The organism is Brevibacterium pigmentatum, from assembly GCF_011617465.1.
Lineage (GTDB): Bacteria > Actinomycetota > Actinomycetes > Actinomycetales > Brevibacteriaceae > Brevibacterium > Brevibacterium pigmentatum.
This window is the reverse complement of sequence record NZ_CP050153.1, coordinates 3,342,789-3,368,829: the sequence shown is the minus strand read 5'-3', so window position 1 is coordinate 3,368,829 and position 26,041 is coordinate 3,342,789. Positions and strand designations below refer to the sequence as shown.

The following is a 26,041-nucleotide window of genomic DNA, read 5'->3' as shown; positions in this document are numbered from 1 at the left end:
TGGCCTGCCTTCACCGAAAAACGCACTGAGCGTCGACGCACGGGTGTGCACATGCGTTTCTCGACGCTTGTCCCGTTTATCGATGAACGACCAGCACACCACTCACCACACCCGAAGTGCCAATGGGAATGCCGCCGCCTATGATCAAGCTATGAATCGGGGTATGAGCAGGAGAAGCGCATCATGAAGCGGATCTGGGCGGCAGTTATGGCTGTCAGTTTGGTGGCACTGAGCGGTTGCAGCAACGACGGCGCCGAAAAGTCCGAGGGGACACCGTCGCCGACGACCACCCCGACCTTGGCCGACCCCGTCGAACTCGACTACTACGCTTCAGTGATCACCGACAACGGATCGGATCTGGCCCTCGTCGGAGACGTGATGAGTCAGAAGCTGCGAGTCGTCGATGCCAAGGGCGACGAGAAGTGGAGCATCGACTCCAACGTCAATGAAGACGACAGCGCCACTGAAGCCTACTCGGCGGGTGAGAACGTTATCGTCCACGACTACTCGGGTACGACGACGGCATACTCGTGGGCCGATGGGCAGAAGGTCTGGTCCTTCGAACTCCCAGACGCAGCCAGTTCCTGTCGCCCGGCCCAATCTTTCGGGTCGCAATCGACCAGCGGCGGAGACCGCCTCGGCGAGGGGGACCTCATCCTCCTCGAGAACACCTGGATGAACCCCGAAGAGAACTGCGAAACGTCAGCAGAAGGAGACGCAGTCGTCTACGCCATCGATCCGGAAACCGGGAAGGAAGCCTGGCCAGCACTGTCGGTCGATGCGGACGGAGAGACTTTCGGCGGGCAGCTCATTCAACTCGCTCCCGACCGGAAATCCGGGGTCATGTCGTGGATGGACGGGGGCGAATCGGTGGTCACGAGGGTGACGTTCGAGGACGGTTCGCACGTGTCCGTTCCCATCACCGAGGCGCGCGAAATCGATGACACCGGCGCCGATTATTTCACGGTGTATCCCACCACGGATCCGAAGACCCTGACGTACGTGTATGGGTCGATGGACGGCGACGACCCGATGAGCTCAGCCGTGACGCGGGCGGCGAAACTGACCGTCCCCGCGGATGTGAAGCCTTCCGAGTCAGACGCACTGGCAGCCACTGACCAGTCCGTCGATGTGAGCATGGAAGACACCTTCGACGCCGTGTGCAGCACCGAACTGAGCTTCACAGCCGACGGGAATCCTGCCTGCTTACAGACTCAGCTGTTCGCCTCGGCGGTGAAATACCAGGGATCTGACGGAGCAGCCGACGGTTGGTACGCGGACGCCCCGGAAGCCGCGGTTGCGAGGATCGGCGGTCTCGGTGGTCCGCGGTGGGAACCCGTCGACCACGGCGATCAGACGCTCGTCGTCGTCCCTGCGGCCGATGGTGGGATCGCCGCTTTGGACGCTGCTGACGGCAAGCCGGTGTGGACGACCGACGGCCTCCGAATGCGCGAAGAAGGCCAAACGGGAGGCTGGGGTGGGCAGGGAGCGCTGCCGGACGTCGGGCTGGTCGTAGTTACCGACAACAAGAAGACGACGTTCTTCGATGCGAAGACCGGAAAGCCTGTCAGTGATCATCCGGCTGGGGACTACGCCGACCTGAGTTCGAGCCAGAGGTTCGTCATCGCAACGAATGAGGACACGAGCACGATGTGGGCCGTCGTCGACAAATGAAGGTCGGTCCACGGGGCAGACCGGGGGTGGAAGCCCGGTAGGTCGGGAACCGAGCGTGCCGCACCGGCGCCGAGACCGACTGTCAGATGAATAACTGATTGGTAATGATCTTCGGCATCACACCTGGTGAGGGGTTCGGGGCATCCAAGTGAACCATGTGATTCCGCCCGAATCACCCCGTTTCGACTGCGGAGTTTCACCTCCTGCCGGTAGTCTGTTCTCTGCGCATCGGGACGACCGCGCACATGCACGGAACCGATCGGATCGAGACAGTGGAGGTGACATGGCAGGCGAAGATGAAAGGTTTCCGCCCTGCCCGGTGACCCCACCGAACCGCCGCATCGGTGCGCTGTCCGGCAATACCAAGGGCATCAGCGCATCCAAGGGCACCGCCGCCGAGGCGGCCCCGACCCAATCCTCGTACGTGGACTCCCAGCAGCCACCGGTTACCCCGGACCGCGGAACCGCGCAGTCCGAAGCAGACGGCGACGCCGCCTCGGCGCTGGATATCACCCTGCCGCACGTCGGCGAGCTGACCTCGGCCAGTGAAGATGCCATCGTCGACCCTTCCGAAGCGGTGCTCGAGAGCATCGACCTCGACACCTGGAAGTGGCCCGAGTTCTTCGCCTTCGCGCTCACCAGAATGCAGGAGATCTTCCCGACCGGCGGCATCCCGCGCGGCATCGGGCCGGTCCGCGAATTCCTCACCGAAGACAATGACTTCCGGCCCTTGGCCATCGACCGCGAGAAATGGCCGGCCGCCGACGAGGACTGGACCACCGTCGGCGACGTCCTCGCCAACACCCACACCGACGCCTGGCTCGTCACCCGCAACGGAGTGGCGCTGGCCGAGGAATACGCCTGGCCGATGAAGCCCGCCCGCCAGCACATGCTCTTCTCCGTGAGCAAGTCCATCGTCGCCACCGTCATCGGTGCCCTCGCCGACGCCGGACTGCTGCGCCCCACCGACCTCGTCACCACGCATGTGCCCGCCCTGGCGAAGAGCGGCTATGCGGGAGCGACCATCCGCGACCTGCTCGACATGCGCTCGGGCATCAAGTTCTCCGAGGAATACCTCGAGAAGGGCTCCGAGATCCGAGCCCTGTTCGAAGCGGTCGATTTCGCGCCCCGATCGGCCACCTCGGCGAAGGGGATCAAGAACTTCCTCACCGGGCTGACCGCCGACCGCGAGCACGGCTCGGCCTTCGTCTACCGCAGCTGCGAGACCGACGTGCTCGCCTGGATCGCCGAGGCGGTCACCGGCCAGCCCTTCTCCATCGTCGCCAGCGAATACGTGTGGTCGCGGATCGGCGCCGCCCACGCCGCCCAGGTCTGTCAGGACCGGTGGGGCGGATCGATCGCTGACGGCGCCATCAGCGCCACCCTGCGCGACCTCGCCCGCTTCGGTGAGATGATCGCTCGCGGCGGCACCACCGAAAACGGCGAACGGGTGCTCTCGGCGGAATGGGTCGACGACATCTTCACCGGCGCCGAGGACTCGGCAAAGATCTTCGCCGCATCCCCTTCGGGACGCTCTTATCCGGGCGGCATGTACCGCAGTCAGTTCTGGCTGCCCTCGGCCGACCGCAACGTCGTCATCGGCATCGGCATCCACGGACAGATGCTCTACATCGACCGCGCCACTCAGACCGTCGGCATCAAACTCTCGAGCGACCCCGAACCGGTGAGCCTCGCCGCCCAGCACGGCACCCTGGCCATGTTCGAAGCCATCGCCGAGGCGGTCCCGACCACCGGCCAGACGCCCGCCGATCCTGCCCCCACCGAGGCGGATCCTCGGGGCGATGCATCGAGTGCCCCGTCCGCAGCGCCGACCACCGCTGCTCATGCCGACCCGACTGCGGCTGCTCCCGCCGGCCCAAACATCGGCACTCCCGAAACAGAGGGTGCGGAAGCCTTGGCGACCGAGGCCGGTCCGCTTGCTGCAGCACCAGCCGAAGCGGTGCAGGCAGCCGCGACATCTGTCGAATCGGTCCCCGCAGACACCCTGCCCGCTCCGGCGGAGGCCGCGCCCGTGTCGCCGGCTCCCGCAGATCCGACCCCGGCAGCACCCGTTCCCCCGGAGAGTGCAGCAGTGCCTCGCGCAGCTGCGCCTCAGGCGCCACCTCTGCCGGAGGGCCAGGCCGCCCCACTCATCGGCCAGAACACGCTCTACTGAGACAGAGCGGTTCGAGTTCTCATTCGAGTCCTCCTGCGGGAGGATCCACCTCGAACCAGCACGGAAAATCGAGGCGGACCCACCCACAGGAGACAAGGGGTGAGATCATCCGACGAAACCCGTGCGGTCGTGAAGCGAGATCGGTAGCGTGAGGATCGGAATGACACCGATCACAGGAGGCACCGCGATGACCGACTTCTTCGACCGCGAGAACGACGGGAAGTACGACAAAGCCTACAAAGAGACGACCCCCGACATCCTCAAGGCATTCGGCGGATTCAACGACGCCGTCTTCGCCGCAGAAGGCCGTGAGATCCCGCTGAAGTACCGCGAACTCATCGCCTACGCCGTCGGCCTGACCACCCAGTGCGCCTACTGCATCGACTCGCACTCGAACGCCGCCGTCAGGGCCGGCGCCACAGAGACCGAGCTGGCCGAGACCGCATGGACCGCCTCGGCGATCCGCGCCGGCGGAGCCTTCGCCCACGGTCGTCTGGGCTTCAAACTCACCGGCGCCCACGAGCACTGAGTCCACCCGGGGTGAGTCCCGATTGCCTAGACTGAGAGGCGATCATGAGTGACGAACCCCGCACCCTTCCGCGCAGGACACCCCGTTCCCGCCCGCACCGCGTCCTCGTGCTGGCATTGGACGGGGTGTCTGCCATGGATCTCGGCGTCCCCGTCCAGGTCTTCGGCCGCGAGTCGAACGCCGCCACGGACCGCACCCGCACCGAGGCGGCCCTGCGCTCCCAGCCGAACCCGAGCGGCGAGGCGGCTTCCGCCGTTCCCGGTGCACGACCGGCGACCGTCCCTGCAGGAATCTGGCCCTATCAGGTCGAGATCTGCGGGATCACCGCAGGCACAGTGGCCGGATCGGACGGGCTGGACTATTCGGTGGATCGGGGTCTCGAAGCTCTGGAGATCGCAGACACGGTCATCCTGCCGGGTGCCACCTCGGCGGTGGCGGACGAACCGCCCGCCGCGGTCATCGGGGCCCTGCTCTCGGCATTCGAACGCGGCGCGCGGATCGCCGCGATCTCCACCGGCACCTTCGTCCTCGCGCGCACGGGTCTGCTCGTCGGACGGCGAGCCACCACGCACTGGTCGACGGCGAAGGAGCTCGCCCGACGGTTCCCCTCGATCAAGGTCGACGAGAACGTCCTCTTCATCGACGAAGGCCAGCTGCTGACCTCCGCCGGAGCCGCCTCGGCGATCGATCTGTGTCTTCATCTCATTCGCAGCGATCACGGCGTCGGCCTGTCCAACCAGGTCGCCCGGCGTCTGGTCGCGGCCGCCTACCGCAGCGCCGGCCAGGCACAGTACGTTCCGCGCAGCGTGCCCGACCCGCTCGGAGAAGACTTCGCCGACACCCGCGAATGGGCGCTGCAGCACATCGGGGAGAAGATCACCCTGCGCGACCTCGCCGCCAATGCCGGAGTCTCCGTACGCACCTTCTCCCGGCGCTTCGTCGAAGACACCGGCTACACCCCCATGCAGTGGGTTCTCAGAGCCCGAGTCGATGTCGCCCGAGAGCTTTTGGAGAACTCCGACCTGGGCATCGAGCAGATCGCTGACCAGGTGGGACTCGGAACCGGGGCGAATCTGCGGATGCACTTCCAGCGCATCCTCTCGACCTCACCGAACGACTATCGCCACTCCTTCCAAGGCTGAACACAGGCCGAACCCGGGGGCGAACATAGGCCGATTCACACGCTGAGAACCGGGCGCATTCTGTCGGATTTCAGTGCCCTGGACCACACGAAAACTGCCTTGGCGAGAAACTTTCGGCATCTGGCAATACAACTGGCGAGAACCTTGCGTAGATTGTCTGGCTGGCCACTGTTTTCGTTCGTGGAAAGCGCCCATGATGGAGATATCAAGACGAATCCCGTGTTCAACATCTACAAGGAGTGACATTGACTCGCATTGCCATCAATGGTTTCGGTCGCATCGGACGCAGCACCCTGCGCGCGCTGATCGAGCGCGGCAGCGAGCTCGAGGTCGTGGCCATCAACGATCTGGGTCCCGTGGACGATCTCGCTCGGCTGCTGAAGTTCGACACCACCCTCGGGCGCTTCAACCATGACGTCGAGGCCACCGAAGATTCCCTCGTCATCGACGGCAAGGCCATCAAGGTCTTCGCCGAGAAGGATCCGGCCGAACTGCCCTGGGGTGAGCTCGGCATCGACATCGCGCTCGAATCGACCGGCCGCTTCACCAAGGCCGAAAAGGCCAGCGCCCACATCACCGCCGGCGCGAAGAAGGTCCTCGTCTCCGCTCCCTCGAAGGGTGCCGACGTCACCCTCGCCTACGGAGTGAACAATGAGGCGTACAAGCCCGAGCACACCGTCATCTCCAACGCCTCCTGCACGACGAACGCCTTGGCCCCGCTGGCCAAGGTCCTCGACGACCTCGCCGGAATCGAGCAGGGCTTCATGACCACTGTCCACGCCTACACCGGTGACCAGATGGTCCAGGACGGCCCGCACAAGGACCCCCGACGTGCCCGCGCCGCCGCCGAGAACATGATCCCCACGTCGACGGGTGCGGCCAAGGCCATCGGCCTCGTCCTCCCGCAGCTCGACGGCAAGCTGTCCGGCGATGCCATCCGCGTGCCCGTCCCGGTCGGATCGATCGTCGAGATCAACACGACCGTGTCCCGCGAGGTCACCCGCGACGAGGTGCTCGACGCCTACAAGAAGGCCGCCGAGGGGGAGCTCAAGGGCGTCCTCGACTATGAGACCGAGCCCGTCGTCTCCTCCGACATCGTCGGCCAGCCCGCTTCGTCCATCTTCGACTCGGCGCTGACCCGAGTTGACGGCAAGCATGTCAAGGTCGTGGCTTGGTATGACAACGAGTGGGGCTTCTCCAATCGTGTCGTCGACAACCTCGAGTTCATCGGCAAGAACTGACGTTCCCCGCTGATGTTTCCCGGCGCTCGACGCCGGCGACATTTCGGCGCCGAGGTGGTCCCTCGATGCCAACGGATGCAACTGTGGCCTCGAATCTGCTCAATGCAGATTCGAGGCCACAGCCTTTTTGATGGTTCAAACGCCGGATCTTCACTGAAGATGCCTGGGCGCACAGAATCCTTCTGCGGAGGGCTCAGACGTCATCGGCGCCGGGGGTGCCGCCTTCGTCCTCCCAGCGTTCGATGGCGCGGACCTTCGCGCGGCTGAACTTCAGGCGGACGCCGTAACCGCCCTCCGATCCGTCGGGAATGAACCGCGCGCCGTACTCCTCGAGGGCCAGGATGAGGCGACGCTCCTGCTCGGCGGTGATGTCCGCTCTTCCCTTTTCGTAGTCCTTGAGTTCCGCCTTCTCGATCTCGGCTCTGTCTGCCACATGCTTGACCGATACCTGGCAGAGGATCCGCGTTGCGCGTGCGAGGGGGCCATCGATGATGATCTCTTCTGTGCTCATGAGTCCACCATGCCAGAGCCCACCAGGTGTGCCAAGACAGCGAGTCCGTTGATGATGCGAGTGAATTCCCTGGTGAGGCGGGACGCATGCCGCATTTCGTCTGATAGGTGTCTTCATTGATGACTTCAAAAGAACTGCCTGCTCGATTTGACTCCGATCAAGTTGTGTCAGTGCCTGCGGATACTGTTTCTCTCACGCCTCCGACAGCGGAGTCGGGGCGACGCATCGCAGGGTGCGATGCATGACGGAAGGTCAGAACAATGGAGATCACGACCAGCAGCATCAGGGAATTGGCTTGGCGCTGTGAAGAGTTCCTCGACGAGCGAGCAGAGCCGCTGACGGTCAGCTATCCGGGCAGCCTCGCGCTGTGCATCCTCGATGCGATCTTTGCGACAGGGTCGCATCCGAAGGCGGTCGACAACGTCGTCGACAGATACATCGCCCGCCACCGCCGCGACGACGGGGCGAAGTCCCTGCGCTACTCGATCGCGGCTGCCGGCGGGGCAGACATCTGGGCGCGGTCAGAGATCCACAACCTCAAACCCGCGAGCACCCATTCCGGGGCGGTGCTCAAAGCCGAGGTAGTCGATCGCGCCACCCGCTTGATGGCCGATCACGGCATCGACACCGTCGACGACCTCCTCTCAGCCGTCGGCGACGAACCCTCGAGCGGACACGGGGCCAACGAGGTGGCCCGCCGCTGGCGGGATCTGCCCAGTCAGAGCTCGGGGACCTCGTGGCGGAACCTGCTCGTGCTCGCCGAGTCAACGCACTTCGAGATCGACAGGGGAGTGGTGAACTATGTCGCCGAAGTGGCCCCGCACTTCGGCGAGGTCGACAGTGAATATGCGCTCGGGACCATCGCGGCTGCCGCGGACCTCCTCGGAGTCGACGATCGAGTGGCCAAACGGATCGTCTGGCAGGTCTCTCACCGGCGGATCCTGTCGAAACGCACACAAGAAGACCTGTTTCTGCATCGACACGCGGCAGAATGGTCCGAGCCTTCCGACGCCGGAGCCGTCGACGGGTCTGCAGATGTGTTCGATGATGAGGATGAGTCGGAGGCGCTGGCAAGGGAGCGCGAAGCCGAATTCCATCTGGGGTCGGTGCGGTCGCTTCCAGAGCTGATGCCGGTGCCGCAGCCAGTGCCCGATGAGCGGGGCCCCGCCCCATTCTGAGTGGGGACTTCAGGACAGGCTCGGCGGCTCAGCTCTCCGAATTCCGCCGATACTGGGCTGCCAGCCGCACCGGCGCGTTCGGGGCGCCGAAGCCGAGATAGCCGGTGCGGCGTTCGACCATTTCGAAGAACACCGAGCCGATCGTCGATGTGTAGAAATGTAGGAACTCGCCGCGGTCGTCACGGTCATAGAGGATATTGTGCTCGCGCAGCCGGTCCAGCAGCTCCGGTGCGAGGTCGAAGCGTGCGGCCAGGTCCTCATAGTAGTTCTGCGGCACTGCCAGGAACTTCAAGCCTCGCGCGACCGCGGTCATTGCCGCAGTGAAGATGTCATCGCAGGCGATGGCCACATGCTCCGGGTAAGTCTCTCCGGGTGACCCGGCGCCTCGGCTCAGTGCGTTCGGGCTGTGATCGGGGGAGACGTTGAGCGGCATCCTCACCGCCCCGTCCGCACTCGACATCACTTGAGAGCGCACAAGACCGGATGGGCTCGGTACGTCTTGGGACGGCAGTGCGTTCAGCGCGAGCAGGGAGGTATAGAAGAGCACTGCTTCGTCGTAGTGATGGGCAGGCTGCGCGAGGTTGATGTGGTCGATCGTCGACTGTCGGTCGTCAGGGACGGTGCCGAATTCGCCGGTCCACTGCGGATCCTCACCGGTTCCATCACCGAAGAAGACCTCCGACCCGTCGGGCGCGTAGACCCCGCGCAGCACCTCTTCGTCATGAGCCTGCTCGCGGGGGACCTCGGTGGCCGAAAGCAGAAGCGCGCGTTCCATCGCGGCATCGGCTTCATCGACTGCGAAGCCGATGCCTCGCAGATGAGTCCCGGACGCAGCGGAATCGGCTGCTGGACTGGCAGATTCGGCAACCGGAACGGCGGGGTCGATCGCTGAATCGGTGGATTCGGTGACGACGATTCGAGCCTGGCCGCGCCGCCACAGCTGCACATGTGGTTTCGTGCGGTGGAAGCCGACGAATCGGAAACCGAGCTGATGGATCTGCCGGGTGAGTGCGCCCAGATCATCGGTGCTCAGCTCGACGTAGTCGATGCCTCGAGGCTCCGAGACCTGCGGCAGGGGATGCAGATCGAGCCGCACCCGATCGCTTCCAGCGCGCGCGGCAGACACATCGGCTTCGAGCCACCGCAGAGATCGCAGGCCGTCGAGAGCGGTGCGCTGGGTGTCGGCCTGACGGAAGGAATCGTTGAAGACCTCAAGCGACACCGGTCCGGCATAACCGGTCAGAGCGACGCGAGTGAGGAAGTCCGTGAGATCCCAGGCGCCTTCACCGGGGAACACGCGGTGGTGGCGGGACCAGCTGAGGACGTCCATCGATAGGGCCGGGGCGTCGGCGAGCTGGAGGAAGAAGATCTTCTCGCCCGGAATCTCGGCGATACGGGACAGATCCGTGCCGCGGGAGAGGATGTGGAAGCTGTCGAGGCAAGTGCCGATGCGCGGATGGTCGGCGGCTTTCACGAGATCCCAGGCGCGATCGTATTCGGAGACGAAGCGGCCCCAGGCCAAAGCTTCGTAGGCAACGTCCACGTCGTACTTCTCGGCCAGATCGCCGAGGCGGCGCAGCTGATCGACGACGACCTCATCATCGTCGATGGTCGCGGTGGCCACGTTCGAGCAAAGCAGGATCGTGCTCACGCCCATTCGCTTCATCAGCTGGAACTTCGCCTCGGCCCGGGCCAGGCTGGCGGCGAACTGTTCCTCATCGACGCCTTCGAAATCACGGAAGGGCTGATAGAGGTCAAGGCTCAGCCCGAGACCGGCAGCCAGCGCCGCCGTCGCCTCGGGGGAGTTGGGGGAGACGATGAGGTCCTGTTCGAAGATCTCGACCCCATCGAACCCTGCCGTCGCGGCAGCCTGCAGCTTCTCTTCGAGCGTGCCCGACAGGCACACCGTGGCAATCGAGGTTCTCATCGTGACCTTTCCTCATGGACGACATCGATCTCTTCCAGGCTCAGTCCCTTCGTCTCCTTCGCCGTCAGTGCAACAAGACCGACCACGATGCAGACACCCGCGGTGAAGGCGGCGACCGATACCCAATTCTCTCCTCCGGCACCGGCGACAGCGGAAGCGAGCACCGGAGCCAAGCCACCGGAGACCGCGAATCCGACCTGGGTGCCCAAGGCCAATCCTGTCACTCGTGCCGTCGTCGGGAACATCTCGGCGTAGAACGAGGGCCAGATCGAATTGGCCAGCGAATAAGCGCAGCCGGACATGATGGCGCCGAAGAGGAAGATGAGCAGCCAATTCCCGGCCGAGACCGCGCCCAGGTACGGGAACATCATGAGGCCCGACCCGACGGCGCCGGTGATGAAGACCGGTTTCCGGCCGAACCGGTCGGAGAGCAGTGCGGCAGCCGGAATCGCGAACAGAGCGACACCATTGGCGATGACCGAGACGAGGAGCATGGTCGACCGTTCGAGTCCGACGATCGACGTGGCGAACGACAGTGACCAGACGGTGAAGACCATGTTCACGGTGTTGACCATGGCGCATACGGCCACGCGGACGACCGCGGCCTTATGCCACCGGAAGACCTGCATGAGCGGCGGGTTGTCGGCGCGCGCCTCCTTGAACGCCGGCGGCTCGTCGAGTCCGCGACGGATGAGCCAGGCAGTGAGCACGACGATCGCCGAGAGCCAGAACGGTACGCGCCAACCCCAGCTGAACAGTGCATCGTCCGGCAGGAAGGCGGTGAAGGGAATGAAGACTGCCGTGGCGAGCAGGGTGCCGAACTGGGTGCCGTGCAGCGTCCAGCTCGTCGTCCACGACCGCTTCTCCTCGGCCGAATGCTCGAGGGAGACGGAGATCGCGCTCGCCTGTTCGCCCGAGGCCGACAGGCCCTGGATGATGCGGCAGAGCACGAGCAGGATAGGAGCGAGCATTCCGACCTGATCATAGGTCGGCAGGCAGCCGACGACGAAGGTCGAGATGCCCATCATGAACAAGGTGAGCATGAGGACGAACTTGCGACCGAAGCGGTCACCGAGTGGCCCCATGATGAGCGCGCCCAGCGGTCGCACGACATAGGCGACACCGACTGTGCCCATGGCCAGCAGAATGGCGATTCCCGGCGCGGTGGTCTCGGGGAAGAACAGAGTGTTGAGCACCAGTGCCGCCGCGGTTCCATAGACCGCGAAGTCGTAGTACTCCAGTGCAGAGCCCGTCCAACTCGACAGGGCCGCGCGCAGCGGTGTCTTCTTCGTGGGGCGAGCTTCCTCGATCGCGTTGCTCATGCTTCCTCGCATCTCTCACTCTCAGGGACATGGCGGCGGCCTCAGCGCTGTCGAGCGGTCATCAGGCCGACGTTTTATTGCCATAGTGTGGCAATCATTGTTACATTGTGGTTTACAGTGTGATTGAGATGACATAGCCTGTCAACGTGGAACGCAGGAAGTCTGCTTTCCGGACACATGACTTCTATGCCCACACTGCCCAGTACCACCGAACCGACACAGCAACGCAAGGAGGCGAAGCATGCCGCCCAAGGGCTCGAACTCGGTGACGAAGACCTTCGAGATGCTCGAACTCCTCGGAGACTCATCCGAGGGGGTCAGCGCCGCTCAGGCCGCCGAGACCACCGGCTACCCGTTCTCGACGGCCTACCGTCTCCTCGGCGGACTCGTCGAATCCGGCTATGCGAGCTTCGACGCACGCACGAAGATCTACTCCCTCGGGATGGAGGTCTTCCGTCTCGCACAGAAGGTGGCGCACCGACAGGGACTGTCCGGAGCGACGAAGGGCCTGTTGCAGGAACTGACGGCGTCGACCGGCGAATCGAGCATCCTCGCCGTGCGTCGCGGCAATGCGGCACTGACCGTGCTCACCGTCGACGGCCCGCAGTTCCGCACGACCACCGATCCGGGAGACGAATCTCCGCTGCATACCTCGGCGATCGGTCAGGCTCTGCTCGCCCACGATCCGCACGCCGACACCACGGTCGGTGCCCTCGAGCTGACCGCCCGCACCCCGAACTCGATCACCGACCCACAGAAGATGCTCAAGCGCCTCGAACAGATCCGCACCGATGGGTGGGCGGGACAGTCCGAAGAGAACGACATCGGCATGAACGCCCTGGCCGTGCCTGTCTTCGACCTCGACGGCACGCTGTTGGCCTCGCTCGCGCTCGCCGCACCGGTCTTCCGCCGCAGCCTCGACGCGCTCATCGGATTCGTCCCCCAACTGACTGAGACCGCGGCAGCCATCGCCGCCCGGTTCCCGAGGTGACCATGCCTGAGATCCTCGTCCTCAACGGCCCCAACCTCAACCTCCTCGGAGAACGCGAACCGGAGATCTACGGCCGCACCACCTTGGCCGATATCGAGGCCATGTGCGCCGACACCGCCGCCGAGGCGGGACTCGGCGTCCGCTGCATCCAGAGCAACCATGAGGGCGGGCTCATCGACGCCGTCCACGCCGCCCGGCACTCCACGGTCGGCGCGATCATCAACGCCGGAGCGTACACGCACACCTCCCTGGCCCTGCACGATGCGCTGAAATCCTACGACCACCCGATCATCGAGGTGCACCTGAGCAACCCGCATGCCCGGGAAGCCGTGCGCCACCACTCGTACCTCTCACCCGTGGCCGCAGCCGTCATCGCCGGAGCCGGCGCAATGGGCTACGTCCACGCGATCGAGATCCTCGTCGACCACCTCACGAACGCGAAAGCGAGACTATGACCTCATCCCTCCTCCTCGGCCTCATCGGCGACGGCATCTCCGCCTCCCGCACCCCGCGGATGCACGAGAACGAAGGCGCCGCGCACTCCATCCCCACGATCTACCGCACCATCGACATCGGCACACCCCGCCTCGCGGAGGTGGGACTCGAGGAGCTGCTCGCCGGCGCGGTCCGGCTCGGCTTCGACGGACTCAACATCACCCACCCGTTCAAACAGCAGGTCATCGGCCTCCTCGATGAGGTCGATCCGGTGGCCGCGCGCATCAATTCGGTCAACACCGTCGTCATCGACGGTGCCGGCCGGACGACCGGGTACAACACCGACGTCACCGGTTTCGCCGCCGGATTCCGTGCCGGATTGGACGGTGCCGCCACCGAGGCGGTCGTGCAGATCGGTGCGGGTGGAGCCGGCCGTGCGGTCGGGTTCGCCCTCGCCGAACTCGGGATCGGCGACCTCGTCATCGCCGACACCGATGTGCAGCGTGCCGACGGATTGGCCGCGGACATCGTCGCAGCGACCTCGGTCGGAACCCGGGCGAGAGCGATCGGACTCGATGAGCTGGGAGGGGCGGCCGCCTCGGCGCAGGGGATCGTCAACGCCACCCCGGTGGGGATGAAGGCGTACCCGGGAACCCCGGTCGACACCTCGGCATTCGGATCGGAGACCTGGGTGGCCGATGTCGTGTACTTCCCGCTCGAGACGCAGCTGCTCGCCGAAGCCAGGGCGAAGGGCTGCCGCACGCTCGACGGATCGGGGATGGCGGTCAATCAGGCCATCGACGCGTTCGAACTCTTCAGCGGACAGAAGGCGGACCCGCAGCGCATGCGCGAGACGTTCCTGTCCTTCGGCGCCTGACACGACGAGCCTGATTCGAGGCGCCTGACCCGCGGAGCCTGACCGGCTTCCGGCCAGGCGCGCACAGTCAGTCTTCGGAGGTGTCGCCGGCGGCTTCGGCTTTCTTCTGCTTGCGGTATTCCTTGAAGAAGCTGATGGCGAAGATGCCGACGATGAGGGCCAGGGTCAGCCACAGTGCGTATTTGTCGATGACCTCGAGGATGTCGACGGCGGCCTCGCCGAGCTGATAGCCCAGGAACGTCCAGATGAGAGTGAAGATGAGGCAGCCGAGGAGGTCGGCGACGAGGAACAGCGACAGGCGCATCCGGGTCCACCCGACGACGAGGTAGACGAGCGTGCCGGGGATTCCCGGGCAGCGCGAGATCAGCGTCATGAGGAACAGTGCCCAGTTCGGGATCTTCTTCAGCTGGTTGATGCGTTTGAGCTGGCGCTCGTTCTGCGCGAAGAGCCTCAGCACACCGTCGCCCCAGCGGCGCCCGGCCAGCCAGAACGCCCAATCGAGTTTGGCCATGCCGACGAAGCCCGCGACGATGACCAGCCACAGCGGGATCTCACCGACCCGGGCATAGGCGGCGGCCGCGACGATCGAGGTCTTCGCACCGTTGATGAACTCCTGGACGACCGGGGCATTGACGAGCATCCACGGTCGCAGCGGCATGAGGCCGAGGTAGATGAGAGGGACGCCGATGATGATGAACAGCAGCAGCTTGTCGAGGCCGGCAGCTTTGCCCTGCCAGGGTTTGATCGCCGCCCACGGATTCTCCTTGGCCTCCGCCTCGGGACCAGCAGCGGCATCGGAGCCGGCGGCCGGCTCGGTGGCGTCGGACGTCGTCGATGAGGAGTCTGCAGATACGGGCTCTGCCTCGTCGCGGTCCGCGCGATCGTCGCTCATCGGTGGGCTCCTGCGGGTCGTCGTGGCGGTCGGCGCTTACGGTATCACAGGCAACCGTTCACTCCACTTAAGAAGACTCTCATCGCCTCCGGCTCGACTTTGCCGCGGGCCTTGGGCAATGTGGACGGTATGGGTGGACGATCGAAGATCCTCGGCGGGGTTGTGGCCGGTCTCGTCGTCATGCTCGCACTGCTGACCGTGCTCATCGTGCGCAACACCACCCAATCAGAACCGCCGGATCTCAGCCCGGTGGAAGTCACCCCCGAACCGACGGAGACCTCCGAGCCGAAGAATTCCGAAGCCGATGCCGACAGCTCTGTCGAGGCAGACTCCAACGGCAGCGCATCTGATAGCAGCGCCGCCGACGGCCGCGCATCGGAGGGCAGCGAGTCCGGAGATGCGGACTCGAAGGACCCGCAGGAGATCGAGCACTCCTACGAACCGGTGCCGAACCCGCCTCGCGAAGTCCCCGGCGGCGGGGACGACGACGGCGACGACGGCGACGACGGCGATGACGGGGACGACGGCGATGACGGGGACGACGACGATGACGACTGAACGGCGCGTCGGGCTGACCGTTCAGAACCGCCTGACCATCACCGTCGCCGTGCTGTCCGTCCTCACTCTCTCCATCGTCGGCCTCATCCTCTACACCGTGGAGTCGAACAACGTCTCCGGCCGAATCACCGCCTCGATGTCCCAAGAGATCGACGAGATGCGAACGTTCTCCGAGAACGGGATCGATCCGCAGACAGGCAAACCGTTCACCTCCGTCGATGAGATCCTCAGCAACTTCCTCGCCCAGAACAGGCCGGACGAAGACGAGGTGCTCTTCTCCTTCCTCACTGACGGCAGGGTGCTCTACCAGGGTGAACCGAAGGACCTTCTCGGCAGTTCGAGCGCCTTCGAGGAAGCCGTGGCCGGGGCGGCGGAGAAAGGCGGGGAGATCCGCCTGACCGTCGGCGACGTCGAATACGAAGGCTTCGTCCTGCCCATCACCGGCACCGAGGCGGCAACGGGCACGAACACGGATACCCAGGCCGCGCCCACCGACCCGACAGACCGCACGGAGGGCATCAGCGAAGTGGCGGGCGGAGCGGCCGCGACGAATGGGGTCGGAGCCTTCGTCGTCGTCCACAACGTCACGGCCAGCCATGCCGACCTCGGACAGATCATGCAGATCTACGTCGTCGTCGCGCTCGCCGCCACCCTGCTCATCGCGGGTCTCTCCTCACTCCTGGCGCGGAGGCTGCTGTCTCCGGTGACCGAGCTGAGGCGGACCGCGCAGTCGATCTCCGGCGGTGATCTCAGCAGCCGCCTGGAGACGAAGGGCCACGACGACATCGCCGAACTCGGGCACACGTTCAACGACATGCTCGACCGTCTCGAAGCCGCCTTCGAAGCGCAGCGGCGGTTCCTTGACGATGTCGGGCACGAGCTGCGCACCCCGCTGACCATCCTCGGCGGTCACCTCGAGACGATGAATGCAGAGGACGTCGGTGACGTCGAGGAGACCCGGGCGATGCTGCTCGATGAGACGGATCGGATGGGCCGCCTCGTCGAAGAGCTGCTCCTGCTGGCCCGCGCCCGACGCCCTGACTTCGTGCGCTTCGCCGAGGTGGACCTCAGCGGGGTCGTGTCCGACTCCCTGGCGAAGGCCAAGGGGCTCGGGGACCGGGAATGGGGCCTCGAGGTGCCCGAATCGCTGAGCTTCCACGGGGACCGACAGCGCCTGACGCAGGCGCTCCTGCAGCTGGCGGCCAATGCCGTCGAGCACACCGAGGACGGCCAGGTGATCGTGTTCGGTGCCCGCGACGACGCCGAATCCGTGCACATCTGGGTCCGTGACGAAGGCCAAGGGGTGCCCGACGAGATCGCCGAGGACATCTTCGACCGCTTCTGCCGCGGCTCGACCGACGGGGCCGGCTTCGGGCTGGGGCTGTCGATCATCTCCGCCATCGCCGAGGCGCATGGCGGCAGAGTCGTTCTCGACCAGACCTCCATCGGTGCACAGTTCCGCATGATCCTGCCGAAAGGACACAAGTGAAGAGCATTCTCGTGATCGAGGACGAAGAGCGGATCTCCGCCTTCATCTCGAAGGGCCTGACCGCCGCCGGATTCAGCCCGCAGATCGCCGCCGACGGCTTCACCGGACGAGACCTGGCATTGACGGGCGACTTCACGCTCGTGATCCTCGACATCGGTCTGCCCGGTCTCGACGGCTTCAGCGTGCTGGGCCAGCTGCGCGAGCGGCGGCCCGAACTTCCCGTGCTCGTGCTCACCGCCCGGGACAACCCGGACGACACGATCTATGCCCTCGAGTCCGGGGCGGTCGACTATATGATCAAACCCTTCCGGTTCGCGGAGCTGCTGGCTCGGGTCCGTCTGCGGCTCAAGGAGAGCCCGCAGGGGCAGGAGGTCACGGAGCTCATCCGCGATGATGTGCGCATCGACCTGCTCAAACGGCAGGTGTGGGTCGATGACCGTCTCGTCGAACTCTCGGCCCGGGAGCTGTCGCTGGCCGAGATCCTGCTGCGCAACCGCGGCAACGTCCTCTCACGCGAACAGCTGCTCTCCCATGTGTGGGGATTCGACTTCGACCCCGGATCGAACGTCGTCGACGTCTATATCGGGTACCTGCGCAAGAAGCTCGGCTCTGATTTCGTCACCACCGTGCGCGGCTTCGGATACCGCGTGGACTGAACCTAAGATCTTTCTCATCCGCGTCTTAATTTCATCTTAATCACAGCCGACAAGCTGAGATGTATGAGAAGACGATTGAGAGTCGCACTGTTCTCCCACGACTCGCTGGGACTGGGCCACATCCGCCGCAACCGGGCTCTGGCCTTCGCGCTCGCCCGGGACCTGCCGGCACTGACCGGCCGAGAGGTCTCCGGCCTGCTCATCGCCAGCAGCCCCGAGGCCGCGCGATTCGACCTGCCCGATGGCTGGGACTGGGTCATCCTGCCCGGAGTCACTCCCGCACCCGGCGGCTATGTCCCACGGGCGCTCGCCTCCTCGATGCAGGGTCTGCGGGCGCTGCGGGCGGCGGCGGTCTCCGCGATCCTCGACCAGCAGAGACCCGAGCTGTTCATCGTCGACCGGCATCCGTTCGGCATCGGCGGCGAACTCGCCGCGGCCATCGACCAGGTCCGCGGCCACGGCGGCCGTACGGTCCTCGGTCTGCGCGAAGTCCTTGACACCCCGTCGGTCATCGACGCCGAATGGGAGAAGGTCGGAGGACCTGCACGCGTGGCCGATGCCTTCGATGAAGTCTGGATCTACGGTGACCCGGACGTCTACGATCCCCGGTCCACCGGCGAAGTTCCCGCGACCTTGGCGGCCAGGGCCGTCACCACCGGCTACCTGTCCCAGGACCGTCCCGACGACGGCTGTGCCCTTCCTGAGGGAGTCGAGGCGGCGCGCGTCGGGTCGGCCGGGACCGAGTCTCCAGGGGTCGGATCCCAGCGTTTCGTCCTCACCTGCCTCGGCGGGGGATCCGACGGCGGCAGCCTCGCCTCCATCGCCGTCGACGCACAACCGCCCGATGGTCACCGTCACCTCATCGTCACCGGTCCGCAGATGGACACCGAGGAGTTCGACCGACTGCGTGCGCGCGCCGGTGCGACCACCACCGTCATCCGCCACCACAAAGACATCCCCGGACTCGTCGCCTCCGCCGAGGCGGTCGTGTGCATGGGCGGGTACAACACTCTGGCCGAACTGATGGCCACCGACACTCCGGCACTCGTCGTCCCACGCAAGGGACACCGGGCCGAGCAGCCCAGACGGGCATTCGCCCTCGCCGCTGCCGGCGCGGTCGATGCCCACACGATCGACAGCCTCGACGCCGAGGTGCTCAGCGAATGGTTCGCCGACCGAGTCGGACGTCCCACCGATCGTTCCCATATCGACCTCACGGGTCTGACCACCGTGCCGCGCCTGGCGGCCGGACTCATCGCCGATGCCCGCGCCGAGGCGCCGGCCTTTGTCCCCGAAGCCGCACCGACAGCGGCGCACCGACCGACCGCGCCTCGCGGCACAGCCTCATCCGCCCGTCTGCCCATCACCTTGGAGGAGACCAGCCATGCTGTCTGAACAGACACACACCATTTCGACGCCGGCAGCGGCGTCAACACCGCAGGCACGACAGTCCGGCCGCCGTGCCTATGTACTCAAGATGTACCCGCGGTTCTCCGAGACCTTCATCGTCTCCGAGATCCTCGCCCGCGAAGCCGCCGGAGAAGACCTCGTGATCTTCTCCCTGCGCCCGAGCACGGACACCCGCTTCCACCCCGAACTCGCCCGCGTCCGCGCCGAGGTCATCCACATCGATCGGCCCTCGAGCGCCCGCAGCTTCTGGCGGACCTTCGCCGAGGCCGCAGCGGAACCGCGCGTGGCCGCGGCAGTGCCGGGCCACCTCGGCGAGCTCATGGAACTGAGCCACGATGATGTGATCCAAGCGCTCACCCTCGCCCGGTTGGCACTCGACCACGAAGTGACGCACCTGCACGCGCACTTCGCGTCGGTGGCGACGACGGTGGCCCGGGCCGCCTCGGCGCTGACGGGGATCCCGTACTCCTTCACCACGCATGCGAAGGACATCTTCCACGAGGATGTCGTGCTCACCGACCTCGCCCGCAAGACCGCGGACGCCGACCATGTGATCGCGATCAGCGAATTCAATCGCCGCTACCTGTCCACGGTGCTCGGGCCCGAGCTGGCCGACCGGATCGTCGTCGTGCGCAACGGCCTCGAACTCGACCGCTTCCCGTACCGGCCCAGGCAGGGAGCAACGGGCGAGGTTCCCTCGCTGCTGGCTGTCGGCCGCCTCGTCGAGAAGAAGGGGTTCACCCACCTCCTCGACGCGCTCGCCGGCCTCCGGGACGAGGGAACGAGCTGCTGCCTCGATCTCGTGGGCACGGGCCCCTTGGAGGAGGAGCTGCGCGCGCAGTCCCGCACGCTCGGGCTCGATGAGCTCGTGACGTTCCACGGAGCGCTCACCCAGGCAGAGGTCCGTGACATGCTCACCGACCACGACATCCTCGTCTCCCCATTCGTCATCGGCTCCGACGGCAACGCCGACGGCCTGCCCACAGTGCTGCTGGAGGGCATGGCCACCGGAATTCCCTGCATCGCCGGCACCGTCACCGCAGTGCCCGAGGTCATCGACCACGGTCGCACCGGGTGGCTTGTCGACGGCACCGATGAGCAGAACATCGCCTCCACCATCGCCGAGGTGGTCGCCGCCCTGCGTACGGGCCCCGCCGGAATCCGTGCCGTCACCGATGCCGCCCGTGACCGCGTGAGCCGCCTGCACGACTCGACCGTCCAGGCCGGTCGGCTCGGACGTCTCGCGGCCGCGGCCGCCGATCGTGCGGCCGACCGCTTCGACGATCGGGCCGGTGCGGCGGTCGCAGCGAGCGAGGTCGCGGCCGCTCCGACCACGGCCGCGACCACCGAGTTTGAGTCCGTTCGTGAAATGGAGTCAGTGTCATGAGAATCGCCTATGTCCTGCTCGACTCAGGCATCGGGGTCTTCGGCACGAAGGGGGCCAGCGTCCATGTCCAGGAGGTCGTGCGCACCTTCCGAGCACTCGGTCACGAGGTCAGCGTCTTCTGCACTCGCACCGATGACGACGTGCCCGCCGACCTCGCCGATCTCGACGTCACCCGACTCGAGGTGCCGTGCGGCCTCGACCGCTCCCAGCGTGAGATCGCCCTGCTGCGGCTGTCCGATATGCTCGCCGACATGGTCACGGACACGGTGGCCGCCTCGGGGCAGGGTTTCGACCTCGTCTACGAACGGTATTCCCTGTTCTCCACCGCAGGGGCTCGGATCAGTCAGCGCCTCGACGTGCCCCTGATCATGGAGGTCAATGCGCCTCTGCTCGACGAGCAGCGCACCCACCGCGGACTCGTCCATACCGAACATGCCGCCCGCGCCACCGCGGCCAGCTTCGCCGGAGCCGAACGCATCGTATGCGTGAGCGAACTCGTCGCGGACTGGGTCCGCCGAGACTATCCCGGCCTCGACGATGTCAGCGTCGTCCCGAACGGAGTGAACACGGAACGGATCACCCCTGCGGAAGGTCACGACCGCCTCGGCGATGGGATCCGTCAGGAACACGGTCCGGTGCGGATCGGGTTCGTCGGCACGCTCAAACCCTGGCACGGCACGGATCGGCTCCTTGCCGCCTGCGCTGGTCTGGTCGGGGACTTCCGCGTCGACATCGTCGGCCACGGCCCCGAAGCCGAGGCGCTCGAGAACCAGGTGCGCAGGCTCGGGTTGGGAGGACGAGTGCGCTTCCACGGTGCGCTGGCGCCGGAAGCGGTGCCTCAGGCTCTGCGCGAATTCGACATCGCGGTCGCCCCGTACCCAGCAGGCGAGAACTACTTCTCACCGCTCAAGGTCTACGAATATCTGGCGGCGGGCCTGCCCGTCGTCGCATCGGCGGTCGGCGCGATCCCCGGCGTGCTCGCAGACACCGGGGCCGCGATCCTCACCGACCCGGCCGACACCGCGGACCTCACCGACGCGCTGCAGAGACTCATCGACGATGCCGAACTGCGTGCGACGATGGGGCAGCGCGCTCGGGAAGAGGCTTTGACCAGCCATTCCTGGACTCGCCGGTGCCAACAGATCCTCGCGCCGGTCGGGTCGAGACCCAGAACCCCGGCGGTGATCTCATGACGGGGAAGAAGCTGACCGCGTCGGCGCTGCGGCGGACCCTGCGGATCATCCGCCCGCACCTGCGCCGGCACACGTGGCTGATCATCGGCGGAATGGCCGCCCTGCTGGCCGACGTCGTCTTCCGCATCCTCGAACCATGGCCGATCAAGATCGCCGTGGACGCCGTCACCGCGGCTCTGGGCGCCCAGATCGCACCGACGTTCGGACTCGACGCCGGAGTCGGCACCACGCTCGCGGTCGTGGCCATCGGACTGGCCGTCATCGTCGGCGGACGGGCCGCGGCGAACTACGCGTCGACGATCTGCTTCGCCCTCGTCGGCGCCCGCGTGGCCACCCAGCTGCGCTCACGCGTGTTCGACCATGTTCAGTCCCTGTCGCTGCGCTACCACTCGAAGGCGTCGATCGGAGATACCTCACAGCGACTCGTCGGTGACATCGGGCGGCTGCAGGAGGTCGCCGTCACCGCAGGCCTGCCGCTGGTCGGCAATGTCATCACCCTCGCCGTCCTCCTCGTCGTCATGGTCGTCCTCGACCCGGTTCTCAGCGCGATCGTGCTCGCCACCGCCGCGGTGTACGGACTGCTGTCGAAGGTGGCGACCCCGAAGATCACGAAGGCCTCCCGATCCACCCGCAAGGGCGAGGGCCGTCTGGTCGGATCCGCCGCCGAGGCGCTCGGAGCCATCCGCGTCGTCCAGGCCTACGGACTCGAGAAGACCGTGGCCCGCGACTTCGCCGACGGCAACGAACGCGCCCTCAAGGCGGGGGTGCGAGCACGCCGTCTGGCCGCCGGACTCGAACGCTCCACCGACGTCCTCGTCGGCATCTCGCAGGCCCTTGTGCTCGCCTTCGGCGGGTGGCAGGTCCTGCGCGGGGCGATGTCCCCGGGCGACCTCGTCCTCTTCCTCCTCTACCTCAAGATCGCGATGAAACCGCTGCGGGACATGGCCAAGTACACCGGCCGGATCGCCCGCGCGGCCGCCTCGGGGGAGCGGATCGCCGACCTCCTCGACGAACCCGTCGAGATCGCCGACGCACCCGATGCCGTGACCATGGGTCCGGTCTGCGGTGACGTCGTCTTCAACCAGGTCACCTCGACCGACGGGCACGGGCGGCCGCTGTTCGACGAACTCGATCTGCTCATTCCGGCCGGTCAGAAGGTCGGCATCCTCGGTGCATCCGGGGCCGGCAAGTCGACCCTGATGAGCTACCTTCTGCGACTGTCGCAGCCGGACTCCGGGTCGATCTACCTCGACGGCTACGACACCCACAACGTCACTCGCGCCTCCCTGCGGCAGAACGTGTCCGTCCTCCTCCAGGAGTCCGTGCTCTTCGCCGCGAGCGTGCGCGAGAACATCCGCTACGGCCGGCTCGACGCCACCGACGCCGAGGTGGTCGCCGCCGCCCGCGCGGCGCGAGCCGATGAGTTCATCCGCTCCCTCCCCGACGGCTACGACACCGAACTCGGCAACCGCGGAGACACGCTCTCGGGAGGGCAACGGCAGCGGCTGGCCATCGCCCGGGCGCTGGTCCGCGACGCCCCGGTCGTCGTCTTCGACGAAGCGACGACGGGCCTCGACCCGCAGACCCGCGCCGAGGTGGCCGACTCCGTGTCCGCGTTGACACAGGGGCGCACGAGCATCGTCATCAGCCACGACGTGGCGATGATCCGCGGACTCGACCGCGTGGTGTGGCTCGAGGACGGACAGATCGTCGAAGACGGGGCACCGAGCGAGCTGGCCGCGGTCGCGGACTCACGCTTCGCCCGATGGATCCGCTCGCAGGCGGACGAATCCGGCAGCGTGCCGAGCCGACCGGTGGAGGCGACGCCGGCTCCGACCGTGCTGCAGGCGGAAGCAGACCCGCGTCCACCCGTGCTGCCAGCGGGTGCAGGGCCTCGCCCGACAGTGCCGCCCACCGTCGGCAGCTCACCACGCTATGCAGGAGCCTCATCATGACCGCATCGATTACCGATCCAGTGAACGACCTCGCGGGCTCGAGATTCGCGATGCTGCCCTATATCGATGAGCTGCGATCGGCGGAGGGCCTCTCCCACCGCCTCGGCTTTGCGGTCCGGCCCCGCCGGATCCGCGTCAAACCGGGGCAGAGCGCCATCGTCGCGTGGCAGCGGGACGAGCCCGGCCACCTCGGCGAGTTCGCGGACTGGGGATTCACTGCGGTGATGACGAGCCCGGACAAACTCGCCAATGCGCGGCGACGAGCTGCCCGGCACGGGCAGGACCTGACCGTCCACGAGGCGGCCGATCCACGGTCGGCCGGTGCAACCGGTGCCGTCCTAGTCAGCGGTGGAGTCCTGGCCGACCCGAGGATCGGGAAGCATGTGGCGCGGACGCTCGACCACCTCGGCGGGGATCTGGAGATCATCGGATACAACCCCGCCCGGCGGCTGCTGCTCAAGCACACCCCGATCGATGGGCTGCCGGAGATCGTGCGGATCGCTGGCGATTCCCAGCTCCACCTCGTCGAGGCGGGGCAGCGGTGGCAGCGGGCGGACCTTCCGAGTCTGCCGGTCGAGTTCGTCGGCGGACGTGACACGGCCACGCGTTCGCCGTGGTGGGGGACCGGTGACCTGCGCGATCGCCCGGATCCGAACATCGCCGAGGAGGTCGGCGTGATCATCGCCGAACTGCACAGAAGCGCTGTGGCAGGCGAGGACGGACGTGCGATCGGCTCTCCGCTCGACCAGCTCGAGACCGTCGGTCGGTCACTGGTCCGGCTGCTCCCGGAACGAGAGACGGTCTTTGCCGAGCTGTTGGCTGAGTTGAGCCGCCGCCTCGGGCCGAGTCGGGAACTGCGGGAGATCCACGGAGATCTCAGCCCTGACCAGGTGCTTCTGGCGAATTCCGAGTGTCGGATCATCGACCTCGACCGAACCGGGTATGGGCCGGTCGGGGTGGACCTGGGCCGGTGGATCGCTGCCTGTCGTGTCGACCCAGTGCAGAACGGACTCGAACGGCCGTTCCTCGACGGCTACCGATCCGCGGGCGGCGAAGTGGTCGACCCAGGTGCCTGGACGGCGTGGGCGATGCTCGTGGCCGCACTCGAGCCCTGGCGCAGCTGCTCCGCGCCTTGGAGAGACGAGACCAAGAGGATCGTCGACCTCGCACGTACCGCCCTGGACGAGAAAGTCCCGACAACGCAGGTCGCATCATGACCGCGACGAATCTGGGGGCGGTGAAGCAGACCGGTAGGAAGCAGGGTGAGACGATGTTGGGCCAGATGCAGCGGGTCGCGACAGGGGCGCCGACTCTGTACATTCCCGATGCCGTCACGATCGACGGACAGGACTGGACCGTGCGCCGAGCCTGGCCCGCAGGAGACGGTCGAATCGCTTGGGAGGCGACGCTTCCCGACCACGGGATCCGAGTCGGCTACCTCGATGCATACGGCGTGAAGGTCCTCGCCGCGGATCGAGATCCGAAGCTGCCGGGACTCGCCAGGCTGCTCGATAGCGGCGGCCGCCTGGTCTCTCACCGGCCGGGCAAGCGCGCCGTCGTCCGCCTGCCCGACGGCAGCTTCGCCAAATGTGTCCGCGACGGAAAGGCGTCCGACGTCCTCGCAGGACAGCGCAGGGCCGCTGGATTCCTTCCCGGTTTTACCCTCCCGCAGGTCCTCCGGTCCGATTCTTCGACCGTTGTGCTCGGTGTGGTGCCCGGGGTCGAACTCCACGAGCCTGCCGAGCTCGGCGCGGATTGGTCACGCGCCTGGGCCGAATCCCTCGACGCCTGGGCTCAGGCAGGGGCGCACCTGTCGCCGGCGGCGTCCTCGTCGTCGATGCCGATCCATGATGCTGCCGCCGAGGTCGAGGTTCTCCATACCTGGCGTGAACGCGCTCGCCCCATGCTCGAATCCGCGGAGAGTGCGCAGGCGCAGACTCCGCACCAGGCGCAGACACGGCTCCAGACACAAACGCAGACTCTGAACCAGACGGAAACGGTGCTCTTCGGTGTGGACGAACTCATCGCAGAGGTCACGGCCGAACTCGACGACGGGGCCGCCTCGGCGAGGGAACGATCGATCGGGCTCATCCACCGGGATCTGCACGACAAGCAGATCATGTGGGATCCGATCGCCGGGCCGGGACTGCTCGACGTCGACACGGCGTGCCTGGGCGAACGCGCACTCGATCTCGGCAACCTCCGCGCACATGCCCGGTGGCGCACCATGCAGGGACTGTGGACCCCCGCCGAGGCGGCCGTGGTCATCGACGAGATCACAAGAGCCGCCTCGGCGGCGGAGACCGACCCGGTCAGGGTGAACGTCTACGAACGGGCCACCCTCATCCGGCTCGCCTGCGTCTACGCATTCCGGCCAGCCTGGCGCGATCGCACGGGGGCGCTGCTCGATGCCGTCGCAGCGAGCCGGTCCGAGTCAGTGGGCAGGCAGGCGTCGACACGCTGATCTGGGCGCATGTTGGTGCGTGACCGGGACAGGT

Annotated in this window: 22 protein-coding genes; 18 read left to right on the top strand and 4 right to left on the bottom strand. The window is 66.3% G+C overall.

Annotated features, from left to right (window positions below; genetic code table 11):
* The first annotated feature begins 183 nt into the window (after window positions 1–183).
* The 5 genes from GUY30_RS15305 (at window position 184) to gap (ending at window position 6,762) form a co-directional block, all read left to right on the top strand.
* The gene (locus GUY30_RS15305; RefSeq protein WP_167199400.1) at window positions 184–1,674 is read left to right on the top strand and encodes a PQQ-binding-like beta-propeller repeat protein; all 1,491 of its coding nucleotides are present in this window, start codon (window positions 184–186) and stop codon (window positions 1,672–1,674) included.
* Window positions 1,675–1,993: 319 nt separating this feature from the next.
* Window positions 1,994–3,850: a serine hydrolase domain-containing protein gene (locus GUY30_RS15300; protein ID WP_228281441.1), complete on the top strand. Its 1,857-nt coding sequence runs from the start codon at window positions 1,994–1,996 to the stop codon at window positions 3,848–3,850.
* A 160-nt stretch (window positions 3,851–4,010) separates the two neighbouring features.
* Window positions 4,011–4,379, top strand: a complete 369-nt coding sequence (locus tag GUY30_RS15295; protein ID WP_228281440.1) for a carboxymuconolactone decarboxylase family protein — start codon at window positions 4,011–4,013, stop codon at window positions 4,377–4,379.
* A gap of 44 nt (window positions 4,380–4,423) precedes the next feature.
* Window positions 4,424–5,521: a GlxA family transcriptional regulator gene (locus GUY30_RS15290; protein WP_167199397.1), complete on the top strand. Its 1,098-nt coding sequence runs from the start codon at window positions 4,424–4,426 to the stop codon at window positions 5,519–5,521.
* Window positions 5,522–5,766: 245 nt separating this feature from the next.
* Complete coding sequence (gap, locus tag GUY30_RS15285; protein ID WP_167199394.1) at window positions 5,767–6,762, top strand: type I glyceraldehyde-3-phosphate dehydrogenase; 996 nt, start codon at window positions 5,767–5,769, stop codon at window positions 6,760–6,762.
* A 193-nt stretch (window positions 6,763–6,955) separates the two neighbouring features.
* On the opposite strand, the gene GUY30_RS15280 is transcribed toward gap, so the two are convergent.
* The gene (locus GUY30_RS15280) at window positions 6,956–7,273 is read right to left on the bottom strand and encodes an XRE family transcriptional regulator (RefSeq protein ID WP_208091437.1); all 318 of its coding nucleotides are present in this window, start codon (window positions 7,271–7,273) and stop codon (window positions 6,956–6,958) included.
* Between the two features lie 260 nt (window positions 7,274–7,533).
* On the opposite strand from GUY30_RS15280, the gene GUY30_RS15275 reads away from it, so the two are divergent.
* The gene (locus tag GUY30_RS15275; protein ID WP_167199391.1) at window positions 7,534–8,451 is read left to right on the top strand and encodes a DUF8548 family protein; all 918 of its coding nucleotides are present in this window, start codon (window positions 7,534–7,536) and stop codon (window positions 8,449–8,451) included.
* Between the two features lie 28 nt (window positions 8,452–8,479).
* On the opposite strand, the gene GUY30_RS15270 is transcribed toward GUY30_RS15275, so the two are convergent.
* Window positions 8,480–10,378 carry a bifunctional sugar phosphate isomerase/epimerase/4-hydroxyphenylpyruvate dioxygenase family protein gene (locus GUY30_RS15270; protein ID WP_167199388.1) on the bottom strand — a complete coding sequence of 633 codons (1,899 nt, stop codon included), beginning with the start codon at window positions 10,376–10,378 and terminating at the stop codon, window positions 8,480–8,482.
* Window positions 10,375–11,700 (bottom strand): MFS transporter, encoded by a 1,326-nt coding sequence (locus tag GUY30_RS15265; protein ID WP_167199386.1) that lies wholly within the window; start codon window positions 11,698–11,700, stop codon window positions 10,375–10,377. The genes GUY30_RS15270 and GUY30_RS15265 overlap by 4 nt, the downstream gene beginning before the upstream one ends.
* Window positions 11,701–11,941: 241 nt before the next feature.
* Between GUY30_RS15265 and GUY30_RS15260 the strand changes: the two genes are divergently transcribed.
* From GUY30_RS15260 to GUY30_RS15250, 3 genes are read left to right on the top strand one after another with little or no spacing between them, the layout of a single operon-like run.
* A complete protein-coding gene (locus GUY30_RS15260; protein WP_167199384.1) occupies window positions 11,942–12,691 on the top strand; it encodes an IclR family transcriptional regulator in 750 nt (249 codons plus the stop codon).
* Window positions 12,692–12,693: 2 nt separating this feature from the next.
* Window positions 12,694–13,146, top strand: a complete 453-nt coding sequence (gene aroQ, locus GUY30_RS15255) for a type II 3-dehydroquinate dehydratase (RefSeq protein WP_167199382.1) — start codon at window positions 12,694–12,696, stop codon at window positions 13,144–13,146.
* Window positions 13,143–14,003, top strand: a complete 861-nt coding sequence (locus GUY30_RS15250) for a shikimate dehydrogenase (protein ID WP_167199380.1) — start codon at window positions 13,143–13,145, stop codon at window positions 14,001–14,003. Before aroQ ends, GUY30_RS15250 begins: the two co-directional genes overlap by 4 nt.
* Window positions 14,004–14,070: 67 nt before the next feature.
* Here GUY30_RS15250 and GUY30_RS15245 read toward each other — a convergent pair whose 3' ends face one another.
* Complete coding sequence (locus GUY30_RS15245) at window positions 14,071–14,895, bottom strand: DedA family protein (protein ID WP_167199378.1); 825 nt, start codon at window positions 14,893–14,895, stop codon at window positions 14,071–14,073.
* 129 nt (window positions 14,896–15,024) lie between these two features.
* On the opposite strand from GUY30_RS15245, the gene GUY30_RS15240 reads away from it, so the two are divergent.
* The 9 genes from GUY30_RS15240 (at window position 15,025) to GUY30_RS15200 (ending at window position 26,007) form a co-directional block, all read left to right on the top strand.
* The gene (locus tag GUY30_RS15240; protein ID WP_167199376.1) at window positions 15,025–15,453 is read left to right on the top strand and encodes a hypothetical protein; all 429 of its coding nucleotides are present in this window, start codon (window positions 15,025–15,027) and stop codon (window positions 15,451–15,453) included.
* Window positions 15,443–16,942, top strand: a complete 1,500-nt coding sequence (locus GUY30_RS15235; RefSeq protein ID WP_228281439.1) for a sensor histidine kinase — start codon at window positions 15,443–15,445, stop codon at window positions 16,940–16,942. Before GUY30_RS15240 ends, GUY30_RS15235 begins: the two co-directional genes overlap by 11 nt.
* A complete protein-coding gene (locus tag GUY30_RS15230) occupies window positions 16,939–17,598 on the top strand; it encodes a response regulator transcription factor (RefSeq protein WP_167199374.1) in 660 nt (219 codons plus the stop codon). The genes GUY30_RS15235 and GUY30_RS15230 overlap by 4 nt, the downstream gene beginning before the upstream one ends.
* 75 nt (window positions 17,599–17,673) lie before the next feature.
* A complete protein-coding gene (locus GUY30_RS15225) occupies window positions 17,674–18,993 on the top strand; it encodes a glycosyltransferase family protein (protein WP_228281438.1) in 1,320 nt (439 codons plus the stop codon).
* Window positions 18,994–19,075: 82 nt separating this feature from the next.
* Entirely contained in the window at window positions 19,076–20,395 is a 1,320-nt protein-coding gene (locus GUY30_RS15220; RefSeq protein WP_456061986.1) for a glycosyltransferase family 4 protein, read from the top strand.
* Window positions 20,392–21,588, top strand: coding sequence for a glycosyltransferase family 4 protein (locus GUY30_RS15215; protein ID WP_167199367.1), 1,197 nt, complete (start codon window positions 20,392–20,394; stop codon window positions 21,586–21,588). Before GUY30_RS15220 ends, GUY30_RS15215 begins: the two co-directional genes overlap by 4 nt.
* A complete protein-coding gene (locus GUY30_RS15210) occupies window positions 21,585–23,543 on the top strand; it encodes an ABC transporter ATP-binding protein (protein WP_167201125.1) in 1,959 nt (652 codons plus the stop codon). Before GUY30_RS15215 ends, GUY30_RS15210 begins: the two co-directional genes overlap by 4 nt.
* A complete protein-coding gene (locus tag GUY30_RS15205; protein WP_167199365.1) occupies window positions 23,540–24,760 on the top strand; it encodes a phosphotransferase in 1,221 nt (406 codons plus the stop codon). Before GUY30_RS15210 ends, GUY30_RS15205 begins: the two co-directional genes overlap by 4 nt.
* Window positions 24,757–26,007 (top strand): phosphotransferase, encoded by a 1,251-nt coding sequence (locus GUY30_RS15200; RefSeq protein ID WP_167199363.1) that lies wholly within the window; start codon window positions 24,757–24,759, stop codon window positions 26,005–26,007. Before GUY30_RS15205 ends, GUY30_RS15200 begins: the two co-directional genes overlap by 4 nt.
* Window positions 26,008–26,041 lie beyond the last annotated feature (34 nt).

What these genes read in the sequence shown, in the direction of transcription:
- GUY30_RS15305 (WP_167199400.1), top strand. Translation starts at nt 184, where the DNA reads ATGAAGCGGATCTGGGCGGCAGTTATGGCTGTCAGTTTGGTGGCACTG.
- GUY30_RS15295 (WP_228281440.1), top strand. Translation starts at nt 4,011, where the DNA reads ATGACACCGATCACAGGAGGCACCGCGATGACCGACTTCTTCGACCGC.
- GUY30_RS15290 (WP_167199397.1), top strand. Translation starts at nt 4,424, where the DNA reads ATGAGTGACGAACCCCGCACCCTTCCGCGCAGGACACCCCGTTCCCGC.
- GUY30_RS15280 (WP_208091437.1), bottom strand. Translation starts at nt 7,273, where the DNA reads ATGAGCACAGAAGAGATCATCATCGATGGCCCCCTCGCACGCGCAACG.
- GUY30_RS15275 (WP_167199391.1), top strand. Translation starts at nt 7,534, where the DNA reads ATGGAGATCACGACCAGCAGCATCAGGGAATTGGCTTGGCGCTGTGAA.
- GUY30_RS15270 (WP_167199388.1), bottom strand. Translation starts at nt 10,378, where the DNA reads ATGAGAACCTCGATTGCCACGGTGTGCCTGTCGGGCACGCTCGAAGAG.
- GUY30_RS15265 (WP_167199386.1), bottom strand. Translation starts at nt 11,700, where the DNA reads ATGAGCAACGCGATCGAGGAAGCTCGCCCCACGAAGAAGACACCGCTG.
- GUY30_RS15260 (WP_167199384.1), top strand. Translation starts at nt 11,942, where the DNA reads ATGCCGCCCAAGGGCTCGAACTCGGTGACGAAGACCTTCGAGATGCTC.
- aroQ (WP_167199382.1), top strand. Translation starts at nt 12,694, where the DNA reads ATGCCTGAGATCCTCGTCCTCAACGGCCCCAACCTCAACCTCCTCGGA.
- GUY30_RS15250 (WP_167199380.1), top strand. Translation starts at nt 13,143, where the DNA reads ATGACCTCATCCCTCCTCCTCGGCCTCATCGGCGACGGCATCTCCGCC.
- GUY30_RS15245 (WP_167199378.1), bottom strand. Translation starts at nt 14,895, where the DNA reads ATGAGCGACGATCGCGCGGACCGCGACGAGGCAGAGCCCGTATCTGCA.
- GUY30_RS15240 (WP_167199376.1), top strand. Translation starts at nt 15,025, where the DNA reads ATGGGTGGACGATCGAAGATCCTCGGCGGGGTTGTGGCCGGTCTCGTC.
- GUY30_RS15235 (WP_228281439.1), top strand. Translation starts at nt 15,443, where the DNA reads ATGACGACTGAACGGCGCGTCGGGCTGACCGTTCAGAACCGCCTGACC.
- GUY30_RS15220 (WP_456061986.1), top strand. Translation starts at nt 19,076, where the DNA reads ATGTACCCGCGGTTCTCCGAGACCTTCATCGTCTCCGAGATCCTCGCC.
- GUY30_RS15215 (WP_167199367.1), top strand. Translation starts at nt 20,392, where the DNA reads ATGAGAATCGCCTATGTCCTGCTCGACTCAGGCATCGGGGTCTTCGGC.
- GUY30_RS15210 (WP_167201125.1), top strand. Translation starts at nt 21,585, where the DNA reads ATGACGGGGAAGAAGCTGACCGCGTCGGCGCTGCGGCGGACCCTGCGG.
- GUY30_RS15205 (WP_167199365.1), top strand. Translation starts at nt 23,540, where the DNA reads ATGACCGCATCGATTACCGATCCAGTGAACGACCTCGCGGGCTCGAGA.
- GUY30_RS15200 (WP_167199363.1), top strand. Translation starts at nt 24,757, where the DNA reads ATGACCGCGACGAATCTGGGGGCGGTGAAGCAGACCGGTAGGAAGCAG.